17 protein-coding genes and 1 tRNA gene are annotated in these 21,269 nt (G+C 45.6%); 12 read left to right on the top strand and 6 right to left on the bottom strand.

The genetic code is table 11. The features are described from left to right. The 3 genes from H6F56_RS12425 (at position 1) to H6F56_RS12415 (ending at position 1,775) form a co-directional block, all read left to right on the top strand. Complete coding sequence (locus H6F56_RS12425; RefSeq protein ID WP_242031971.1) at positions 1 to 525, top strand: YdcF family protein; 525 nt, start codon at positions 1 to 3, stop codon at positions 523 to 525. Positions 526 to 563: 38 nt separating this feature from the next. Then, a complete protein-coding gene (locus H6F56_RS12420; protein WP_190668491.1) occupies positions 564 to 1,616 on the top strand; it encodes a M42 family metallopeptidase in 1,053 nt (350 codons plus the stop codon). 86 nt (positions 1,617 to 1,702) lie between these two features. Continuing rightward, positions 1,703 to 1,775: transfer RNA gene (locus H6F56_RS12415), tRNA-Glu, on the top strand. A 156-nt stretch (positions 1,776 to 1,931) separates the two neighbouring features. On the opposite strand, the gene H6F56_RS12410 is transcribed toward H6F56_RS12415, so the two are convergent. Together H6F56_RS12410 and sufR are read right to left on the bottom strand one after the other, a co-directional pair. Continuing rightward, positions 1,932 to 2,333: a hypothetical protein gene (locus tag H6F56_RS12410; protein WP_190668488.1), complete on the bottom strand. Its 402-nt coding sequence runs from the start codon at positions 2,331 to 2,333 to the stop codon at positions 1,932 to 1,934. Positions 2,334 to 2,545: 212 nt separating this feature from the next. Continuing rightward, positions 2,546 to 3,202, bottom strand: a complete 657-nt coding sequence (sufR, locus tag H6F56_RS12405; RefSeq protein WP_190668486.1) for an iron-sulfur cluster biosynthesis transcriptional regulator SufR — start codon at positions 3,200 to 3,202, stop codon at positions 2,546 to 2,548. Between the two features lie 162 nt (positions 3,203 to 3,364). Between sufR and H6F56_RS12400 the strand changes: the two genes are divergently transcribed. The 5 genes from H6F56_RS12400 (at position 3,365) to H6F56_RS12380 (ending at position 9,167) form a co-directional block, all read left to right on the top strand. Beyond that, positions 3,365 to 3,727 carry a ferredoxin thioredoxin reductase catalytic beta subunit gene (locus tag H6F56_RS12400; protein ID WP_190668483.1) on the top strand — a complete coding sequence of 121 codons (363 nt, stop codon included), beginning with the start codon at positions 3,365 to 3,367 and terminating at the stop codon, positions 3,725 to 3,727. Positions 3,728 to 3,845: 118 nt separating this feature from the next. Further along, entirely contained in the window at positions 3,846 to 5,285 is a 1,440-nt protein-coding gene (gene sufB / locus H6F56_RS12395; RefSeq protein WP_190668480.1) for a Fe-S cluster assembly protein SufB, read from the top strand. Positions 5,286 to 5,448: 163 nt separating this feature from the next. Further along, positions 5,449 to 6,240, top strand: a complete 792-nt coding sequence (gene sufC, locus H6F56_RS12390) for a Fe-S cluster assembly ATPase SufC (protein WP_190668477.1) — start codon at positions 5,449 to 5,451, stop codon at positions 6,238 to 6,240. Continuing rightward, positions 6,237 to 7,610 carry a Fe-S cluster assembly protein SufD gene (gene sufD, locus H6F56_RS12385; RefSeq protein ID WP_190668474.1) on the top strand — a complete coding sequence of 458 codons (1,374 nt, stop codon included), beginning with the start codon at positions 6,237 to 6,239 and terminating at the stop codon, positions 7,608 to 7,610. The genes sufC and sufD overlap by 4 nt, the downstream gene beginning before the upstream one ends. Positions 7,611 to 7,904: 294 nt before the next feature. Further along, a complete protein-coding gene (locus H6F56_RS12380) occupies positions 7,905 to 9,167 on the top strand; it encodes a SufS family cysteine desulfurase (protein ID WP_190668471.1) in 1,263 nt (420 codons plus the stop codon). Between the two features lie 151 nt (positions 9,168 to 9,318). Here H6F56_RS12380 and H6F56_RS12375 read toward each other — a convergent pair whose 3' ends face one another. Then, on the bottom strand, positions 9,319 to 10,416 hold the full coding sequence (locus tag H6F56_RS12375; protein WP_190668469.1) for a sensor histidine kinase: 1,098 nt from the start codon (positions 10,414 to 10,416) through the stop codon (positions 9,319 to 9,321). Positions 10,417 to 10,941: 525 nt separating this feature from the next. Between H6F56_RS12375 and H6F56_RS12370 the strand changes: the two genes are divergently transcribed. Together H6F56_RS12370 and H6F56_RS12365 are read left to right on the top strand one after the other, a co-directional pair. Further along, complete coding sequence (locus H6F56_RS12370) at positions 10,942 to 13,746, top strand: hybrid sensor histidine kinase/response regulator (protein WP_190668465.1); 2,805 nt, start codon at positions 10,942 to 10,944, stop codon at positions 13,744 to 13,746. After that, positions 13,739 to 15,652 (top strand): EAL domain-containing response regulator, encoded by a 1,914-nt coding sequence (locus H6F56_RS12365; protein WP_190668463.1) that lies wholly within the window; start codon positions 13,739 to 13,741, stop codon positions 15,650 to 15,652. The genes H6F56_RS12370 and H6F56_RS12365 overlap by 8 nt, the downstream gene beginning before the upstream one ends. 226 nt (positions 15,653 to 15,878) lie before the next feature. Here the strand turns inward: H6F56_RS12365 and H6F56_RS12360 are convergent, their stop codons facing one another. The 3 genes from H6F56_RS12360 to H6F56_RS12350 form a co-directional block, all read right to left on the bottom strand. Next, positions 15,879 to 17,522 (bottom strand): adenylate/guanylate cyclase domain-containing protein, encoded by a 1,644-nt coding sequence (locus tag H6F56_RS12360; protein WP_190668460.1) that lies wholly within the window; start codon positions 17,520 to 17,522, stop codon positions 15,879 to 15,881. 543 nt (positions 17,523 to 18,065) lie between these two features. Next, positions 18,066 to 18,929 carry a ribosome biogenesis GTPase YlqF gene (gene ylqF / locus H6F56_RS12355; protein ID WP_190668457.1) on the bottom strand — a complete coding sequence of 288 codons (864 nt, stop codon included), beginning with the start codon at positions 18,927 to 18,929 and terminating at the stop codon, positions 18,066 to 18,068. 87 nt (positions 18,930 to 19,016) lie between these two features. Further along, the gene (locus tag H6F56_RS12350; RefSeq protein ID WP_190668454.1) at positions 19,017 to 19,436 is read right to left on the bottom strand and encodes a universal stress protein; all 420 of its coding nucleotides are present in this window, start codon (positions 19,434 to 19,436) and stop codon (positions 19,017 to 19,019) included. A gap of 176 nt (positions 19,437 to 19,612) precedes the next feature. On the opposite strand from H6F56_RS12350, the gene H6F56_RS12345 reads away from it, so the two are divergent. Beyond that, positions 19,613 to 20,815, top strand: coding sequence for a phosphoglycerate kinase (locus H6F56_RS12345; protein ID WP_190668451.1), 1,203 nt, complete (start codon positions 19,613 to 19,615; stop codon positions 20,813 to 20,815). A 118-nt stretch (positions 20,816 to 20,933) separates the two neighbouring features. Next, positions 20,934 to 21,137 (top strand): hypothetical protein, encoded by a 204-nt coding sequence (locus H6F56_RS12340; protein ID WP_309236510.1) that lies wholly within the window; start codon positions 20,934 to 20,936, stop codon positions 21,135 to 21,137. The last annotated feature ends 132 nt before the right edge of the window (positions 21,138 to 21,269 follow it).

The raw sequence follows: 21,269 nt of genomic DNA, 5'->3' as shown, positions 1-21,269 counted from the left end.
TTGATCGCACTCATTAGTTTTATTCCCGTTCGATTGGCGATTACTCTCAATCAAGTTCCAGAGCCTCAAGCTATTTTAGCCTTGGGAGGTGCCTTTGAGCGGATACAGGTTTCAGCTCGACTTTGGAAATCACAACCAAATTTAGATATTTGGATTTCTGATGTGCGACCTAATTATGAGCCTTTTAAAAAAATATTTCAAAAAGTTGGCGTTCCTGAAAACCAATTTCATTATGCTTCGGCAACGGATACGGTGACAAACTTCACCGGCAGCGTTCAAGATTTTGTGGATCGGAAAATCTGGCATTTATATTTAGTTACCTCAGATTATCACATGACGCGGTCGCGTGCCATTGCTACCCTAGTTTTGGGAAGCCGTGGGATTGTTGTGACACCCATTTCTGTGCCTTCAACGGATATACACCCGGAATCAATCTGGCGAATTTTACGGGACTGCTTTCGCTGTTTACTTTGGCTGGTGACTGGCCGCACCGGCGCGAGTTTACATCCCAACCTCCACTCATAAAATCTGGGAGAATTATCAGTAGTTGATTGAGTGATTTTATGGATTTGCTAGATTATGATCGGCTGTTTGAAACAATTGAAGAATTCGTACTGCATCATTCTCCCAGTGGTGTTGAGGGAGAAATTGACCGGCTTTTGCTAACTCGATTTGCAGAAGCGGGAGTGGAAGTTTGGCAAGATGCCGCCGGCAATGTGATCGCTAAAATTGCCGGCAGCGATCCTAACCGCGCCATTGCCATCACCGGCCATAAAGATGAAATTGGTGCGATTGTTAAAACAGTCAAATCTCACGGACGCGTGGAGATCCGGCGCTTAGGGGGTTCCTTTCCTTGGGTTTATGGCGAAGGCGTTGTCGATTTGTTGGGCGATCGGGAAACAATTGCCGGCATTCTCAGTTTTGGTTCGCGCCACGTTTCCCACGAATCGCCCCAAAAAGCCCAGCAGGACAAAGAGTCTTTAACCTGGGAAAATGCTTGGGTAGAAACGAAATGCACAGCGGATGAGCTAGAGGCTGCCGGCATTCGTCCGGGAACGCGAGTCGTCGTGGGCAAGCATCGCAAGAAGCCAATTAGACTTAAAGATTATATCGGCAGCTACACCCTCGATAATAAGGCGTCCGTGGCGATTTTACTGGCGCTGGCAGAGATGGTGAAGCAGCCGGCAGTCGATATCTACCTGGTGGCTTCGGCAAAGGAAGAAGTCGGGGCAATTGGGGCGCTTTACTTCAGCCAGCGCCAGAAATTGGAGGCGTTGATAGCCCTGGAAATTTGCCCCTTAGCGCCGGAATATCCGATAGAAGAGGGTGAAGTGCCGGTTTTGCTCTCTCAAGACGGCTATGGCATCTACGATGAAGCTTTAAACACCGAAATAAGAAAGGCTGCTGAGGTTGCCGGCGTGCCGGTGCAGTGGGCCGCGATTAGTGGGTTTGGCAGCGACGCCTCCATTGCCATGAAGTTTGGCCATGTGGCCCGCGCGGCTTGTTTGGGATTCCCCACCCAAAACACACACGGCTTTGAAATCGCCCATTTGGGGGCAATTGCCAACTGCATTCGCATCCTGCAAGCCTACTGCCAACAGGCCGGAAATGAGTGAAAAAAATTTTTTGAAAAAGGTGTTGACAGATCGGGGCAGATTGGTTATCGTAATAAAGGTGCGAACGATAAAGGCGCAAACAACACGCCCCCATCGTCTAGAGGCCTAGGACACCTCCCTTTCACGGAGGCGACGGGGATTCGAATTCCCCTGGGGGTATCGCAAATGTAAGGCTCAATGAGCCAATTAGGCAACAGAAGCAGCCGGCGAAGCGGTCAAAACTTGAAGGCTGACTACATCAAATAAACAATTAATAAAGACGTTGCATGAAGAGAAATCTTCCGCAACGTCTTTATTTTATAAGCACCTCAGAACTCAGGACTCAGGTGTGGCTAGCCGCATCTTTGCTTGCTTTTCAAACCAAGCAACCACTTGGCGAACGGTTAAATCTTCAACCGGCACCCCAGTTTCCAAATAAATTTGCTTTAATGGCTTCAAAGAAGAAATCACTAAATTTGTAAAGAAGCTGGCAAAGCCGGTGTCAATTTCAATTTGTTGCCGAATTGTCTCATCTTGTTCTATCCAATTTTTCACCTGTTGAGGCGTCACTTCTTCAACCTTTAAAGCTGTCTCTCCAGCGATTTGCTTAAGCACTCTCAGCGCATAAATTGCCAACCGCGCCGAAAATTTCTCCCGCGTAGACAGCAGCGCCGTGTCTACCTCAGCGCACTCTTCTAAGGTTAAAAATTGCAGATCAGATTGCTGTTGTTCAGCCATGTCAAACTCTCACCTTCAGGCTAATCGATGTACTGGGAAACATAGTATTTAATTAAAAATTACCCTTAGCTGATTATTATCCGTTACTTGTTCAGCTAAAGCGCATTTAATTCGTTATTGTATGACAGACTGCTAAATTTCCCCTTCCTCTTTCTCGCCATAGAGGCAGAAAAATTAAGTGGAGTGCCGGCTTACCCCTGCCTTGTCCCCGATCACCGGCTTTTAATTAAATAACCGCATTGATGCTGACCATCAATAATCCAGTGTGTCCGTTCCACCGTGCAATCTTCCAGCGCCGTTGCAAACATTTCTAACTCGTGATCGCACACATTGGGAAAAGACTCCGCAATGTGGGAAATCGCACAGTGATGTTCACTGATCATAAACCCGCCCTCGGTTTGGGCTGTTCCCTGTGCCGGCTCGACAGAATGCCACTCCGCCATGTAACCCTCAGCACGGCGCAGTTCCACCAATTTAGCAACCCGTTCTTGCAGAGAACCCTTGCCCAGACTGTTTCGGTATACAATTGCCTTGCGCTGCCACTGTTTGCGTAAAATCGAACTAACTTGCTCTTGGCCAACTGTTTCCGTCAGTGTATCCAGCAGCGAAATGGCAAATTTATCGTATTGATCTGGAAAGCGATGTCGCCCCTCACGGGTAAGCTCATATAAATGCTGTGGCCGGCCCATTCCTGCGTGAACTGACTGGTATTGAATTAACCCTTCCGCCTCTAAATCCTTGAGATGGCGGCGAATTGCTTGGGGACTGATATCTAATGATTCTGCTAATTCATGAGCGGTTGCTTGACCTTGCTTGAGTAAATATTGCAGGATGTCTTGTTTAGTGGTGGTTTCGTGAGTGGTGGCCATCGTCTTCCGAGAACTCTACGCCTAAAACCGCACTGAAAAAAGTCTTTGTGGACTTTGACAACATGAGTGTTGCTAAAGTACCCTAAAATAGAATTAAGCAACAACTCCGTTGTTTAATTCATTATAGACGCAATTTAATTCGCTCCTATATATCGGTACGCAATGAATCCAGCAAACAACCCCAACCAGGCAACGGATAAAAACCTCGAAGCTATGCGGCACTTCTCGGAAACCTACGCGAAGCGCACCGACACCTACTTCTGCTCGGATCTGAGCATAACAGCGGTTGTCATCGAAGGACTAGCCAAGCATAAAGAAGAACTCGGTTCACCTTTGTGTCCATGCCGGCACTACGACGACAAACAAGCCGAAGTCGCTGCAGCTTTCTGGAACTGCCCCTGCGTGCCGATGCGGGAACGCAAAGAATGCCACTGTATGCTTTTCTTGACGCCCGACAATGATTTTGCCGGCGATAAACAAGAAATAACATTTGAAGAAATTCGCACGACAACAAATCAATACTAAAAAATTGCAGCACAGTGGGGTGGGCAGCGCCCACTAAGAGAGAGAGAATAGGTGGGCAACGCTCACCTGCAGACGAACGAACTTCCGATTCTGAGAGATTAGAGAGAACACACTGACGATGAGTGCTACAGTCAAAACCTTAGTTAACCAACCCTACAAATACGGGTTTGTCACCGACATTGAATCCGACACTATCCCTCGTGGGTTGAGTGAAGATGTCGTCCGCCTCATTTCGGCCAAGAAAAACGAGCCGGAATTCATGCTGGAATTCCGCCTAAAAGCTTACCGGCAGTGGCTCAAAATGACTGAGCCAACCTGGCCTCATGTGACTTATCCGCAGATTAATTATCAAGACATTATTTATTACTCTGCGCCCAAACAACAGCCCAAGAAGCTTAATAGTTTGGAAGAAGTTGATCCGACTTTGCTAGAAACATTTGAAAAGTTAGGAATTCCGCTTTCTGAACAAAAGCGACTTTCTAATGTTGCCGTCGATGCGGTGTTTGACAGTGTTTCTATCGCCACAACATTTAGAGAAAAACTTGCCAAAGAAGGCGTGATTTTCTGCTCAATTTCTGAGGCTGTTAAAGACTATCCGGAATTGATCAAGAAATACCTAGGCAGCGTCGTGCCGGTGGGCGATAATTTCTTCGCCGCCCTTAACTCAGCCGTGTTTAGCGATGGCTCCTTTGTGTATATACCCAAAGGCGTCAAATGCCCGATGGATCTGTCTACCTACTTCCGGATTAACAACGGTGATTCGGGTCAGTTTGAACGCACCTTAATTGTTGCGGAAGAAGGCAGTTCTGTCACCTATTTGGAAGGCTGCACCGCCCCCATGTTTGACACCAACCAGTTACACGCTGCCGTCGTGGAATTGGTGACAATGGATAACGCAGAAATTAAATATTCCACGGTGCAAAACTGGTATGCCGGCGATGAAAACGGCAAAGGTGGAATTTACAACTTTGTCACCAAACGGGGTTTGTGCCAAGGGGTGAATTCTAAGATTTCTTGGACACAAGTGGAAACCGGCTCAGCAATTACTTGGAAATATCCCAGTTGTGTATTAGTTGGTGATAATTCTGTTGGTGAATTTTACTCAGTTGCCCTGACAAATCACAAACAGCAAGCCGACACCGGCACCAAAATGGTGCATATCGGCAAAAACACCCGCAGCACGATTATTTCCAAAGGAATTTCTGCCGGCAATTCCAAAAATAGCTATCGTGGCTTAGTGAAAATGGGGCCTAAAGCAACCGGCGCACGGAATTATTCCCAGTGCGATTCCATGCTGATTGGCGACAATGCCCAAGCCAATACATTCCCCTATATCCAAGTCCAAAACAACACCGCCAAAGTAGAGCACGAAGCATCTACCTCCAAAATTGGAGAAGATCAGCTGTTCTTCTTTGCACAACGAGGCATTTCCTCTGAAGATGCCATTTCCATGATGATCAGCGGTTTCTGCAAACAAGTGTTTAATGAACTGCCAATGGAATTTGCAGTCGAAGCGGATAGACTGTTGAGCTTGAAACTAGAAGGAACCGTTGGTTAAAAACCACAGATAACCACAGACAAACGTAGAAAAAATCTGTGTTTATCTGTGGACGCAGGTGGAACTTGAATGACGAGTGCAGCACATTCAAGTTTCACCTGTAGAATCTGCGGTTAGAGAAATTATCAGATTGCCGGCGTAGAGGACGCAAAAAAACAGACAGATGATTATCGACAACAGTGAAGTTTTGCTATCAGTTCGGGATTTAAAAGCTGAAGTTGATGGCATCGAAATCTTAAAAGGTTTGAACTTAGAAATGAAGGCAGGAGAAATCCATGCCATCATGGGGCCAAACGGCTCAGGAAAAAGTACCTTTTCTAAAGTATTAGCCGGCCATCCTGACTACACCGTAACAGGCGGCGAAGTCATCTTTCTAGGACAAAACTTGCTAGAATTAGAACCCGAAGATCGGGCAAGAGCCGGTGTTTTCTTAGCGTTTCAATACCCTCTGGAAATTCCTGGTGTCAGCAATCTTGACTTTTTGCGCGTCGCTTATAACTCTCACCAAAAACAGAAGGGTTTAGAAGAATTAGACGTATTTGATTTTGATGACTTAATCCAAGAAAAACTGGAAGTTGTCAAAATGAATCCAGCTTTCTTAAGCCGCAGCGTCAATGAAGGTTTTTCTGGCGGCGAAAAGAAGCGGAATGAAATTTTGCAAATGGCATTGCTAGAACCGAAATTAGCCATTTTAGATGAGACAGATTCAGGGCTAGATATTGATGCGCTGAAGATCGTATCTAATGGCGTAAATACAATTGCCAACGCTCAAAATACCATGCTGGTGATTACGCACTATCAGCGGTTGCTGACTTACATTGTGCCCGATTTTGTTCACGTCATGGAAGCTGGAAAAATTGTCACCACCGGCACCAAAGAATTGGCTTTGGAATTAGAAAGTCGCGGTTATGACTGGGTGACAGAAGACGAGGAAGCTGAGGTGGGGGCGCGATGAGCAATCAAGTTGCGGTTAAGCCAGAAGTGACTTATTTAGATCAGTTGTTGCATGAGGCGCGTGGGAGCGCTTCGCGAATCGTTCCTCCGGAGTTCGCACTAGACGCTCAAACGGCTGCTTGGTTACAGCAAGTTCGGGATAATGCGGCGACTTGGGTGCGTGAGTTGGCAATTCCCACAAAACGGGATGAGGAATGGCGGTTTACGGATCTTTCCAAACTGTTAGAAGTGAATTTTGCCGGCGCGTTGCCTGAACCCCCGGAACCGGCAGATGCCGCCGTTGAGTTGCTGATGTTGCCGGAAGCCTCTGATAGCCGGCTGATTTTTGTCAACGGCGTTTTTGCCCCTAACCTGTCTTCCCTTACTGGCTTGCCAGAAGGCGTGTTTGTGGGAAATTTGGGCCAATTGCCCGCAAATGAGCGCCAACGCATCGGTGAGTATCTGGCAAAGCAACCGGGTGCACAGGAGGTGTTTACTGCGCTGAATACTGCCGGTTTGACAGATGCGGCAGTGGTGTGGGTGGCGAAAAATCAAGCCGTTGAAACGCTGGTTCACCTGCTGTTTATCACGGTTACGGGTGAGGTGCCGGTGTTTGTGCAGCCGCGCTGTCTGGTGGTGGCTGAGGCGGGAAGTGCGCTGACGCTGGTTGAGCATTACGCAACTGCGGCGCAGGGATGTCCCGATGTCTCAACGGCTCACCCTTATTTTACGAATGCGGTAACGGAAATTTGGGCACAGGAAAATGCCTCGGTTGTCCATCTTCGCATTCAGCGAGATGGGGCTGATGCGTTTCACATTGGCAAAACAGCGGTTTCACAAGCCCGAAATAGTCGCTATGCCTGTCATGCGGTGAGTTTGGGTGGCAAGCTATCACGGCACAATCTAGAGGTTTTCCAAACCGGCGAGGCGACGGATACCTCACTCTATGGTTTAACCATGCTTGCCGGTGAGCAGTTGGGCGACACTCACAGTACAATCGCACTCAACCACCCGCACGGCACGACGAATCAACTGCATAAATGTATTGTCGATGATCGCGCTCATGCAGTGTTTAACGGGAAAGTGTTTGTTCCCAAGCCGGCGCAGTTGACAAATGCAGCGCAGTTGAATCGTAATTTGCTGCTATCTCCGAAAGCGCGTGTGGATACAAAGCCGCAGCTAGAAATTACGGCTGATAATGTCAAGTGTTCTCACGGCGCGACAGTTAGCCAGTTAGAGGCTGATGAAGTGTTTTATCTGCAAAGTCGCGGCTTGGATAGAGAAGCCAGTTGCAATTTGCTGATGGATGCGTTTGCCGGCGAAATTATTCAGCAACTGCCGGTAGTTTCTTTGCGAAAAATGCTTTCTCAGTGTGTGGCTTGTAGATCCTAACTACACTCAAGCCGAGGATTTAAATCCTCGGCTCATCGCAAAAGTCCGTTAAAATGGACTGTTAAAAACAAGCTTATAGATTCATATTCAATACTGCTTCACTCACCCTTCCAGAGCTAAATTTATCTGAGTTGAGTATTAGCCAGGAATTTAAATTTCTGGCGGGTGAGTGGGTTAAATACCAATCCTTCTCACTTTAATCTTCTAGCCTTTCTAAGGTTAAATTTAAACCTCAGAAGTATTGGATTACAGACAAGATACGATCTCAAACTTCATTCTTTACCCTTCAATCCTATGACACTCATTCAAGAAAAAACGCTGGCTAATCGGGTTCGCCCAGACTTCACTATTTTGCTGCAAGAAGTCAACGGACATCGTTTAGTTTATCTGGATAATGCCGCAACCTCTCAAAAGCCTTTGCAGGTGATTGAAACCTTAAAAATGTACTACGATCAGTACAATTCTAATGTTCATAGAGGCGTTCACACCCTCAGCGCTAGGGCAACAGAAGCCTATGAAGCGGCGCGGGAAAAAGTCGCTAAGTTTGTGAATGCGGCATCACATCAAGAAATTATTTACACTCGCAATGCCAGCGAGGCAATTAATTTGGTTGCATACGCTTGGGGTTTGAGTACATTGCAGCGAGGAGATGAAATTATTCTCTCGGTAATGGAACACCACAGCAATTTAGTTCCCTGGCAAATTGTTGCTCAAAAAACCGGCGCGGTGCTGAAGTTTGTTGAGCTAACTGAAACCCAAGAGTTTGACATGGAACAGTTTAAAAAGCTGATTTCAGATAAAACGAAATTAGTGTCTGTGGTTCATGTTTCTAATACTTTAGGCTGCATCAATCCGGTGCGCGAAATTGCCGAGATTGCCCACAAATACGGCGCGAAAGTGTTAATTGACGCTTGCCAGAGTGCACCTCACATGGGGATTGATGTTCAGGTGCTTGACTGTGATTGGTTAGTGGCTTCTGGACATAAAATGTGCGCTCCCACCGGCATTGGTTTTCTGTATGGGAAATTAGATGTTTTGCGCTCGATGCCACCGTTTTTGGGCGGCGGTGAAATGATTGCAGATGTGTTTCTAGATCACTCGACTTATGCAGATGTGCCGGCAAAATTTGAAGCGGGAACGCCGGCAATTGCCGAGGCGATTGCATTAGGTGCGGCAGTAGATTACCTCACAAGTGTAGGAATGCACAATATTGAAGCTTATGAGCATGAATTGACAGGTTATTTGTTTGAGCAATTGCGACAAATTCCTGAACTCACCCTTTATGGCCCCAAGCCGAAAGCAGATGGCAGTGGCAGGGCGGCACTGGCTGCGTTTACTGCCGGTGATGTTCACCCCCACGATCTCTCTACAATTTTAGATCAGGCTGGGGTTGCGATTCGTGCCGGCCATCATTGCACGCAACCTTTACACCGCTATTTAAAGGCTCAATCGACCGCACGGGCAAGTTTGTATTTCTACAATACTCGTGAGGAAATTGATATTTTCGTCGGTTCTTTAAAAGAAGCGATTGAGTTTTTTGGTGGGATTTTTGGTTAAGGTGCTGGGGTGGGAATTGCCCACCCTAATTGTTATTAAATACAGCTAATTTTATTTCGTCGCATGGAGATATAGCGGTTCCAACACAGGTGAGGTACAGTGGATTCATTACTTTATCCCCTATTTCTCTTCTTAGTCTTAATGTCTCAAACTAAGGAAGAACTTTTGGTAACTTGATAATAAAGCTTGTCCCCTTGCCCTCTCCACTTTCAACTTCCAGTGTCCCTTGATGTGCTTCAGTAATACTCTTTGCTAAAAATAATCCTAATCCCCAGCCGGTTTGCTCTTCAGCAGAGGTGGTTCGACGAAATTGTTGAAATAGGATGGATTGAGCGTCTAGGGCGATCGGATTGCCTTCATTATGGATAGTGAGGCTGATCTGCGTTTCAGTTTGCTGAAGCGTAAGTGTAATTGGCGTATTAGCACTACCATATTTCACTGCGTTAATTGCTAAATTTTCAATCACCCGCCGTAGTTCTTTACGGCTGCAATAAGTCCTGATCTTAGCATCACAGACGATAACGAACCGCTCTCCATAAGCGAAGCTCAAATCCTCCACTACATCCTGAACAAGCCCTTCAAAATCGCATTCTTCAAATTCCATCTTTAAGCTCTGTCCTGCCCGCAACCGACTCGCATCCAGCAGATTTTGAATCATCGAATCTAGTCGATTGACCGCACTGATCATCTTCGTGGCGACATCCACATGGCTGTCTCCTCGTTCAAGCCGCCGCAGAGTTAGTTGAGTTCCCATTTTTACAACATTAAGAGGCCCTCTGAGATCGTGAGTTAGCGTCACCATAAATAGTTCTTGAATATCTCGCAGCGTTTCGGAGAATTGAGTGGCAGCGTCATTAACGGCTTGCTCAATAGAGCCGATAATAATGTCTCTATCCTGCACTTCTAAAGGTGCTTCTTCTTCTAAAACTTGAAAGATTACTTGACGGAGGAGCTGATACTCGAAAATGAGTTCACTCATAGAGTAGTCAGCATATCCCGCCCGTTCACGCCCATGCAGCTTGCCAATCCGCGTACTTTCTAGCTCATCGGCTGTGATTCGGGCAGGTGTCCTGACAATTCTGTTTGAGAGTTCATCTACCAGTTGGTTTAAGTACAGAGGTAGGGAATTTTGCAAGACAAGAGAATTTTGATGCGTTGATGCGCTCACTTCATCACGCGCCCGCTTCTCCCACATCCGCATAATTTTTTCAGCATTTTGTTTAAGACGGTCAGACGCTTGGTTAGACATGGTTTCTGAGTTTCGGGATGAGTCGCTGTTGAGAGAGTATTATAATTCAATACGGTTTAGTTAGGGCTTGCTGAATCAGTTGGAAAAGTAAACACTCATTGGAAAAATAGTTAATAGTATAATTTACCAACTGCGCTGAATTTATTAGGGAGAAATGATACCCCACGAGCTGCTATTTTATAGCGACTTCCGTAAATAGCAGCGTCACAGGTTCTGTAAGTAAAGATTGCGAGGTTTTGCCCCTAGTCAGTGAATCGCTTTTTGATGCCGGCATCACCTGTTTGATGTTGCGCCGATTTTCCCAACATGGCTCACTCCCAAAATATTGTCAATAAACCACATCTATTGATTTTAATTTGGACATTTCTCAGTCCCTTCGAGCGCTTCCTTAAGTAAGATATTATATTAAGCAAAATTGACGCTCAAAATATAGGGCATAGACCACTACGATAGAGCCGGCTTTGCATGGCCAAGAGTTCGCCACAGTTGTTATCGAAACCATTCCAACACTCAAACGACTCCCCCATGACGCGAATTACAACCGAGCCTCAAATTGCAGCAAAAAGCCCCCGAAAAATCCCCCTCCGCCTCGTTTTAGTCGTTCCCTTCGTCTTGCAAATTTTTGCTGCTGTGGGCCTGACTGGATGGTTTTCACTACGAAACGGAACAACTGCTGTCAACAATGTCACCAGCCAGTTACGAATGGAGGTACTTGGCCGCATCAAGCAGCAACTTCACACTTATTTAGAAACGCCTCATTTGGTTAATGCCATCAGTGTTGATGCCATTCGTCGCTTCGATCTATGGAATCCAAATAACATGATTCCGATGAGAAGTTACTTTTTCTGGCAACTACAGCAATTTTCCACCGTGAACTACATTAGTTTCGGAGGAGAACGTAAAGAATATGCGGGTGCCGGTTATAAGGATGATGGCACAGTTGTTATTGAAATAACAGATAAATCTACGAATTTTATTAATACAATAATCAAGGCAGATAAGAAGGGCAATCCGACTCAGTTTAAAGAAATACACCCAGCCTACGATCCCCGTATTCGACCTTGGTATAAGGCCGCAAAAGTTGCCGGCCAATCTCAATGGAATAAAATTTATCAATATTATATACAACCCAGTCTGGGAATCTCCGCTAGCCAGCCATTTTACGACAAGAATGGCACGTTCCGGGGAGTCGTCAGCACTGATTTATTTTTGTCAGAAATTGGTGACTTCCTACAAAGTTTAAAAATAGGAAAATCGGGAAAAACCTTTATTATAGAAAGGTCGGGGCTGCTAGTGGCTTCTTCCACTTCCGAGATCCCATTTATCAAAAGTGAGGATGGCAAGGAAACACTGAGATTAAAAGCGATTGAAAGCAGTGTCCCCTTGATAAAAGGAACAGCGAAGCATTTAATAGAACGCTTTGGAGATTTCAACAAAATTGACAGCAACCAGCAATTAGACTTCATGCTGAATAATCAGCGCGAATTCGTGCAAGTCTCCCCATTTCAAGATGGTCGAGGTCTTGATTGGCTGATTGTCGTCGTCGTTCCCGAAGCCGACTTCATGGAGCAAATCAATGCCGGCACTCGTAGCACTATCTTATTGTGTCTTTTGGCCTTAGTGCTAGCGACCTTATTAGGAATCCTCGCTTCCCACTGGATTACCCATCCTATTTTCCGTTTGAGTCAGGCAAGTCGAGCAATTGCCAGTGGTCAACTAGACCAAAAAGTAGAGGTGAATAGCATAGATGAACTAGAATCTTTAGCCGAATCTTTTAACCAAATGGCGCAGCAGTTGCGTGAATCCTTTGCCGCACTCGAAAAGACTAACTCAGAATTAGAAATTCGAGTAGAAGAACGGACAAGCGAGCTAAAGGAAGCAAAAGTTGCCGCTGATAGTGCCAACCAAGCTAAAAGCGAATTCTTAGCCAATATGAGCCACGAACTTCGCACCCCCCTTAACGGGATTTTGGGATATGCTCAAATCATGGAACGCGATAAAAGCGCCACTTCAAAACAAAAAGATGCCGTTCAAATTATTTATCAATGTGGAACACATTTACTGACTTTAATTAATGATATTTTAGATTTGTCTAAAATAGAAGCGCGAAAAATGGAAATTTTAAATTCAAATTTTCATTTGAATTCCTTTTTAAATGGGGTTGTGGAAATCTGCCGCAACCGAGCAGAAGAGAAGAAAATTACGTTTAATTATCAAGCATTAAATCAACTTCCTCTGGCTGTCTATGCTGATGAAAAAAGGCTGCGGCAAGTTTTGATTAATCTTTTGGGCAATGCTATAAAATTTACCGAAAAAGGAGGGGTTACTTTTAAGGTAGCGGTAATCAGTCAGAGAGAAGACTCTGGTAAATCAACAATTGCAAAAATTCGTTTTCAAATTGAAGATACTGGCGTTGGCATGGCACCAGAGGAGTTAGGAAAAATATTTTTACCCTTTGAGCAAGTCGGAGATAGAAAGCAAAAGGCAGAAGGCACCGGCTTAGGATTAGCCATTTCATATAAAATTGTTCAGATGATGGGAGGTGAATTAAGAGTTGAGAGTGTTTCTGGTGAAGGCAGCATTTTTAATTTCGACTTGGATTTGCCTGTAGTATCTCAAGATATTGATTCAGATTTAATGAATCTTTCAAAGAATATAACTGGCTTTAGAGAAAAATCTTATAAAATCTTGATCGTAGATGATCGGCGTGAAAATCGAAATGTTCTTAGAAATATGCTAGAGCCACTCGGTTTTAAAATTATGGAAGCGTGTAATGGGCAAGAGGGGTTGGATCAAGCTGCTGATTTTAAACCAGATTTAATTATTACAGACTTAGTGATGCCAGTAATGGATGGATTGGAATTGTCGCGACGCTTGCGACAGTTACCAGAGTTTAAAGATGTCACATTAATCGCATCGAGTGCCAGCGTGTTTAACTTTGACCGGCAAAATAGTCAAGCAGCCGGTTGTAACGACTTTTTGCCAAAACCTATCCAAATTGATGAGTTGCTAGAACTCTTAAAAATTTACTTGCAAATAGAATGGATTTACGAGCAGCCTGATGAAGTTTTTAAGGAACAGCAGGAAGAGTTCAGTAATATATCAAATGTCGGAAGTGATGAGCTAACGATCCCGCCATATACAGAACTTGTAGCGCTATTTCATGCCGCTCGTATCGGTGACATTGAAGGTGTTGAACGGGAAGCCAATCGACTCAAAAAAATAGACAGTCGCTATCTTCCATTTGCAAATAAGTTGTTAAAGTTAGCTGAAGATTTTGCAGAAAAAGAAATAATCAAGCTATTAAAAACCTATTCTGTGGATGAGTAATATGCACAATTCCAACGAATTAACCATTTTGATTGTTGACGATAACTCTATTAACCTTAAAGTTCTGTTCAGCTTTTTAAGAGAGTCAGGATTCAAAGTTCTTGTGGCTAAAGATGGGGAAAGCGCTCTTGAGAAGCTAAAAGAAGTTTCGCCAGATATCATATTGTTGGATGTAATGATGCCGGGGATAGATGGTTTTGAAACCTGCTACCGCTTAAAAGCATCGCCGGCAACAAAAGATATCCCTGTAATTTTTATGACAGCGCTAACTGAGCGGGTGGATAAGGTTAAAGGACTCTCGATGGGAGCGGTGGATTATATTACCAAACCCTTTCAGCAAGAGGAAGTCCTTGCCCGTGTGCAACTACACCTGAGACTGCGAAATTTGACGAAGATGTTAGAAGACCAAAATGTGCTTCTCAAGCAGGAAATTGAAGCGCGAAAAGAGGCAGAAGCGGCGTTGCAGAAGCTTACGACTGAATTAGAAGAACGGGTAACTTCTCAAACGGCTGAACTCACACAAGCTTTGCATGAGCTTCAACAAACTCAAACTCAGTTATTGCAGAGAGAACAACAGCTAGGACATGATGCTTTTCATGACGCCCTAACCAAGTTGCCTAACCGAGCTTGGTTTATGAACCGGCTACAACAGGCGATCAATAAGGCGCATACACATCAAAATTACTTATATGCGGTGCTATTTATTGACTTGGATCGCTTCAAAGTGGTTAATGATAGCCTCGGACACTTGGTTGGCGATGAATTACTAAAAAGTGTTGCCGCCCAGCTACAAACTTCTTTACGCCAAAAAGATGCAGTTGCACGTTTTGGAGGAGATGAATTTGTTATTTTGCTGGAAGACATTAAAGATTTAGAAGAGGCTATTAAGGTTGCTGAACGCATTCAAAAGCAATTAAGATTGCCCTTCAATTTGAGCAATTATGAAGTGTTTACTGAGATCAGCATTGGCATTATCCAGGGCACAATCGGTTATGATCGCCCAGAAGATGTCCTCAGGGATGCGGATCTGGCAATGTATTATGCTAAAGCTCAAGGCAGAGGGCGTTACGAAGTTTTTGATCCAGCCATGCAAACGGTGGCGATGGCACGATTGCAGATGGAAAATGACTTGAGAAGGGCAATTGTCCTGCAAGAATTTTGCCTTGATTACCAGCCAATTGTTGCCCTTGCTACGGGGAAATTGAGCGGCTTTGAAGCTTTGGTGCGCTGGCATCACTCTTCCGGTGTTACCTACCCGCCTGCTGAGTTTATTCCTGTGGCTGAAGAAACTGGATTAATCAACGATCTGGGGTGGTGGGTTTTGCAGGAAGCTTGTCACCAAATAAGTCTGTGGCAGCAACAGTTTCCCCAAATTTTTCCCTTAACAATTAGTGTCAATCTTTCAGCCGTGCAGCTCAAACAACCAAACTTGCTCAGTCGAATCGAGGAAATCTTGCAGGACACTGGTATTCCCAGAGATTCACTCAAGCTAGAGATTACTGAAAGTTGCATTTTAGAAACACTATCTTGGGAAGAAAGGATGTTAAAGCAGCTAAAAACCCTAGGCGTTCAGTTGTGTATTGATGACTTTGGCACCGGCTACTCTTCTTTAAGCCGCTTACACGAGTTTCCAATTGATACCTTAAAGATTGATCGCTCTTTTGTCAGCCGTATCGGGCCTGATAATAGCGGCGTAGAAATTGTTCAGACGATTGTAACGCTAGCTCGTAGCCGAAGCATGGATATTGTTGCAGAAGGCATCGAAACACCGGCACAGCTAGATAAACTCCGAGAATTGGGGTGCGAGTTGGGGCAAGGGTATTTATTTTCTAAGCCGGTAAATACCGATAAGGCAACCGAACTTATTGGGTTAATGGTTGGGAATCAGACTCCAGATTCCAACTAAAAACATAAAGTCCGCACGTTTTTTTAAATTATCAAATTTAGTGCGTTTCTATTTTTAGAAAAAATGTCTGATTCTTATCAGTTTACCCAATGATAGCGAGTTTCATCATAAATTTCCCCAATCGTAAAAGTTAAAACCGGCACTCAATTAAATAAGAAATTACTGGAATCAAGATATATCCGCAGGGGAGCCGGCTTATAAACCGGCTTCTCTTGAGAAGACATCATTAATGCCGTTTTGTTTGGTAAACTTGCACAGGCCGGTCAATTCCCTTAAACCGAAATTCTTCCATCACCTTAAAACCTTGCGGGTCTTTCAGTAACTGATAGGTTGCTTCACTGATCACGCATTCACCAGGGGGACAAATGCCTTCCATCCGAGACGCTAAATTAATCGTTGCGCCTAATACTGTATAATCCACTCTTTGAGAACTGCCCACATCTCCAACAACCGCTTTGCCACTGTTAATCGCAATTCGTAATTGTAGAGGTTCGCGTAATGCTTGATTAGCATTCAAACGTTCCAGCCGAGCCAGCATCCCCTGCGCTGCCGTTACTGCTCTTTCGGCATGATCTGGCTGAACTTCTGGAGCGCCAAAAAATGCCATAATGCAATCTCCGATAAATTTATCGAGAGTTCCACCAACGGCAAAAACTTCTTGCAACATTTCCTCAAAAAATGCATTGAGCAATTCTGCAATTTGTGCAGGACTTAACCGTTCTGAAAGTGCAGTAAAGCCAACAATATCGGCAAAAAGAATGCTAATATCGTCCTCTTTCGGCATCAGACGACCAACCTCTAATGCTCCTTCAACCATCATTTGTTGCACCACTGCCGGCGAATGATAGCGTTCTAATCTGTGCCGAATTTTTTCTTCACTTCGCAATTTGCGTGCCAGCAGCCAGCGTTGCACACTGGAAGCAACAAGATTGGCTAATGTGGAAAAAAAGCTGAGGTCTTCTTCTCCTCCCTTCGTCCAATGACTGAAGGAAAGATTAGCGTCGGCATAAAGAACCCCAACCACTTTATTTTCATCCCATAAAGGCACAGCCATTGCGCTACGAATATCGTTAGCAATAATACTGAACTCATCCTCAAACCGTTCATCCATCTGGGCGTCTGCCGTTTGAATGGCAACTTTATCAGCAAACACCCTTTGACAAATACTGCGGCTAATCCAACTTCCATCTGAGGCTAGATTTTGCTGTTGAGAAACATTTCTAGTGGCAGCATTTAATAATTCAAGTTTTCCCAATCCACTAACATCTATCAATAAAGCTAAGCGGTCAATACTGCTAAGTTCGCGAAAAACAACACGCTGCACCTGTGAAAAAATTGCTTCTATAGATTCAGCATAATTCAGACATTTAGCGATATCCACTAAATCTTTTAAACGAGCAATTGCTTTTTCTTTGTTAGTATTGTCGTCTCCTTGGTTATCAACTTGTATCCATTGTTGTTGCAGCTCTGTGACGTTACGCAAAATAGTCATCCCCTGTGTTATGGGATTTTTTGGTACGCTTACTTTGGGGGGAACGCTTGCGGTCACAGCCGGTTGAGATAAAACCGGCTCATTAAAAAGTAGTGTCAGACAAACATGGCCGATCTGTACAGTATCACCGTGTTTAACCTTGACGGGAGCTATCACCAAATTGTCGTTTAAGCGCGTTCCGTTTTTGCTCCCTAAATCTTCAATTTTCCACACACCTTCACCTGCTTTTATAAAGCGAGCGTGGCACCTAGAAATAGCGCTAGAAGGTAAATGTAAATTGCATTCTGGAGCGCGGCCCATTGTAAATTCATCTTGATTCACCGTAATGGTTTGTTCAAGATTTCCCTCAATTTGTACGCGCAGCTTAAACTCAGCCATGACTTCCAAACCTCATTAAACGCTGGCGAATAAGGCGTGCAAGAACTCCTGGGACGATCGAAGGGTAGAATCTCACCCCCCAAGGCTATGGCGTTCTGCCGGCAATTCCTGGGACTATATTAACGCTGACGAAAATCCTTTAGTAAAGGATCGGCTGAGTTTATATTTTCAGCAACTCTACGGATCGTGCACCCAATATACCCTTGTGAACATTATTTTATCGCTGCTACGCTGTTGCATGGAATCTACTTTTGAAGCTTAGAGCCGATTGCCGGCACTTTTGCTCTTCTCAGACTTGCCGCAGTCAACGATCTTAAATTTGTGATTTTAAATTGAGGTTTAAATAGCTTAAAGCTATTACAGATAAAGCGTTCGGGTGGCATAGCGCAGATAAGTTTCCAGCAACTTTAACGCAAAATACTTGTGAGAATTCTCTTACTCGATTGCCAAAGTTAGATCGGGGAAGGTTTGAGATTCCGTAGCTTCTTGCCGGCATCAGATTTCCCATACCCGTTGTTTTTTCTCCCCCTCTCCCCCTCTGGGTTACACCTGCGGCGGCAACTCCAACGGAATCTGTCCTAACAACCCTTTGCGAAAATCCGTCAGTAACTGACGCGCCGTTCGCTCTACATCGCCTTTATATCGCAACTTTGCCAGCGCTTGTAGATACTCGTCCCCCTCTGTCGAAATCGGGTTTAATTCATAACGCGACTGCAATAAATTTAACGAGACAATCCCCTCACTCGTTGCTTCCAGATAAGTGAGTAAATCTACAAGCTTCGCTGCCACTAAATAATTGTCGTAAGATGCTTCACCAATATCGTCACAAATCGCCAACTTGAAGGCATTTTCGTCATCCTCAATTCTGGCGGGGATCACCCCAGGCGCATCTAGCAACTCAATTTCCTCAGAAATCCGCACCCAACGTAGCTGGCGTGTGACTCCGGCACGTGCCGCACTTTCCACCACGCGCCGGTTTAGCAGCCGGTTAATCAGCGCTGATTTACCCACATTGGGAAACCCAATCACGACTGCACGGACAGGACGCGGTAACATCCCGCGTTCGCGTCTTCTTGCATTCATCTGTGCACCGGCATCCTGCGCTGCTTGAGAGATTGCCTTGACACCTTTGCCATGTTGTGCATCCGTGTAATAAGGCTTCTCACCCTGCATCCGGAACCATTCTTCCCACCGTTGCCGCGCTGCCGGTGTAATCATATCCAGGCGATTGATTACCAAAACCCTCCCCTTCGCGCCCACCCATTGCGCCGTCTGGGGATGATGCGTTGCCAGAGGGATGCGGGCATCGCGCACCTCTAGTACCACATCCACACGCTTTAGCTGTTCCTTGAGTGCCCGTTCGGCTTTGGCAATGTGACCGGGATACCACTGAATGCTGCTGCTCATTTGTCCTTTATCCTCTGTCCCTTGTCACTGGTCAACTGCGATGGGTGAACTGTCATTTGCCAAAAACCCAGGACAAATGACAATTGACTAGGGAACAATCAGCACCGGGCAGGGAGATAAATTGATCACTCGGTTACTAACACTGTCAGCAGCCCCTTCCTCAGTCAGACCAATACCACGGCAGCCCATAATAATCAGATCAGCGCCAATTTCATCAGCGACATCACAGATCATAAAAGCAGGCCGGCCTTCGCGCTCAACGGTTTGAGCTTCGATGCCTTGCTGAGAAAACATTGCTTGGGCAGTCTTGAGCAGTTCCGCAATCGTCTCTGGCGATGTCATCCGATCTGCCGGTGCAGGGGGCGATTCCTCCCCTTCTGCCGGCACTTCAAGCACCGACACGATCACCAAGCGACTGCCGTAGGTTTTCACAATATTAACAACCGTATCAGCCGCTTCGCGGGACTCTCTGGTTTGATCAATGGGAAATAAAACAGTCTTAAACATACACCCCTCTCCAGGACACACTCTCAGATAAAATGTTTACGGCGAACCACCCGGTAGATTTCGATGCATCCGTGCTAGTTATTTGGGCCTTGATTCAGGGCAGCAGAGTGAGCTATCGATCTTCGCACGGATGCGATGGAAATTCAACAAAAGTAACGCAATTGGAGGTTTTATCTGTGCCCAAGAAAACTGTAGCAAATTTATCGGAGTCAGACTTAGCGGGTAAGCGTGTATTAGTGCGGGCCGATTTTAACGTCCCCCTGGATGACGCCGGCAACATCACAGATGATACCCGTATCCGCGCCGCCTTACCGACCATCCAATACTTAGCCGGCAACGGTGCTAAGGTGATCCTCTGTTCCCACTTTGGTCGTCCCAAGGGCGTTGATGACAAGCTGCGCCTAACGCCGGTGGCCAATCGCCTCTCTGAATTGCTGGGCAAATCTGTTGTCAAATGCAATGACTGCATTGGTGACGAAGTCACTCAGGCAATTTCTCAAATGCAAAACGGGGATGTGGCGCTGCTGGAAAACGTCCGCTTCTACCCAGAAGAAGAAAAAAACGACCCTGAATTTGCCAAAAAGCTGGCCTCAAATGCCGATTTGTACGTCAATGATGCGTTTGGCACAGCCCACCGCGCCCACGCTTCCACAGAGGGGGTGACTCACTACCTGAGTCCTTCTGTTGCCGGCTATCTGATTGAAAAAGAGCTGCAATACCTGCAAGCGACCATTGAAAATCCCCAGCGTCCCTTAGCTGCGATCATCGGCGGTTCCAAGGTTTCCAGCAAAATCGGCGTCATTGAAACTTTGCTGGAAAAGTGCGACAAGCTGCTGATTGGCGGCGGCATGGTTTTCACCTTCTACAAAGCGCGTGGCTTGAGTGTTGGCAAATCTCTCGTTGAAGAAGACAAGCTAGAACTGGCTAAGTCTTTGGAAGCGAAAGCCAAAGAAAGAGGCGTTGAGTTTCTCTTGCCTACTGATGTCGTGGTGGCAGATAAATTCGATAAGGATGCAAATGCTCAAACCGTCAGCGTTGAAAGCATCCCCGATGGCTGGATGGGTTTGGATATTGGCCCGGATTCCGTCAAAGTGTTCCAAGATGCGCTTGCAGATTGCAAAGCGGTGATTTGGAATGGCCCAATGGGTGTGTTTGAGTTCGACAAATTTGCGGTTGGTACTGAAGCGATCGCCCAGACTTTGGCGGGACTCACCCCGAAAGGCACGAGCACCATTATCGGTGGCGGCGACTCTGTGGCGGCTGTAGAAAAAGCCGGTTTGGCTGATCAAATGAGCCATATCTCCACCGGCGGCGGCGCTAGCTTAGAGCTTCTCGAAGGCAAGGAATTGCCCGGAATCGCAGCGCTAGACGAAGCCTAGGGATCTGAGGATTTACGCATTTCAATTCTGAACAGGATTGAGGAGAAAAGAGGGAGAGGTTTCTCTCCCTCTTATACTGCTTTTACTGGTTGCGTAGTATTCTGCCGGTGAGCTTAGCGTGAATCAAACCCGGCTTGTTTGTAGGGTGCGTGAGTCACGCATCCTACGACTGAAATATCTACCTGCAATGCTTGTTTCTTTGGGTAGATTAGACGCCCTTATATTCACCGGCAACATTGGAGAACATCACGCACATCTGCGGGAATTTGCCTGTGAAGACTTGGGATTTTTGGGTTTAAAAATTTATCGAAAAAACGCCTAGTTGCCACCGGATGAAGATGTTGCAACGGCAGATTCATCAATATGTGTTTTCAGTGTGCCGGCGTAAGAAGACTGGGCAATTGCCCAAGAATGTTGGAAATTAACTCAATCTAAATGACTCTGTTAACATTAA

Source organism: Microcoleus sp. FACHB-672, from assembly GCF_014695725.1.
Lineage (GTDB): Bacteria > Cyanobacteriota > Cyanobacteriia > Cyanobacteriales > Oscillatoriaceae > FACHB-68.
This window is presented reverse-complemented; position numbering and strand designations above follow the sequence as displayed.